This window comes from Vogesella mureinivorans (assembly GCF_007644035.1).
Taxonomy (GTDB): Bacteria; Pseudomonadota; Gammaproteobacteria; order Burkholderiales; family Chromobacteriaceae; genus Vogesella; species Vogesella mureinivorans.
The window spans coordinates 1-397 of sequence record NZ_VMTV02001064.1; the positions used below are offsets into that span (position 1 = coordinate 1).

Below are 397 nucleotides of genomic sequence, written 5' to 3' on the forward strand. Positions count from 1 at the left end.
CTTTGTGCTGGAGCTGCCGCTGGCGCCGATGGTCTAGACGCGACAGGCGCGAGCGGGCGGGGCGGCCCAGCGCGCGGCGCGGTACAGGCGCTTCGCGCCGGACCTGCGTTTTGCATCACCGGCCCCGCAGAGTGCACGAAGTCTGCCGGGATCCTGCGCCGAGCTATCCTGCAAGTGCATGAATTGGCAGGAAAAGCGTGCTTGGCACGAAGCGTGGAGAGCAGTGGGTGCGCGAATGGCGCATCCCATTCCAAGGAGTCCATCCATGCTTCACTACGCCGTCGTCTTCTTCATCATCGCCCTCATCGCTGCCGTGCTCGGCTTCGGCGGCATCGCGGGTGCCTCCGCCGGTATTGCCAAGATCCTGTTCCTGGTGTTCCTGGTGCTGTTCGTGGTG

General features: G+C 65.0%; 1 protein-coding gene. It reads left to right on the forward strand.

Annotated elements, in window-relative coordinates; genetic code table 11:
- Positions 1 to 265: 265 nt before the first annotated feature.
- Positions 266 to 397: DUF1328 domain-containing protein (locus FLQ44_RS22760; protein ID WP_147696170.1), on the forward strand; the 132-nt coding region annotated here is incomplete at its 3' end.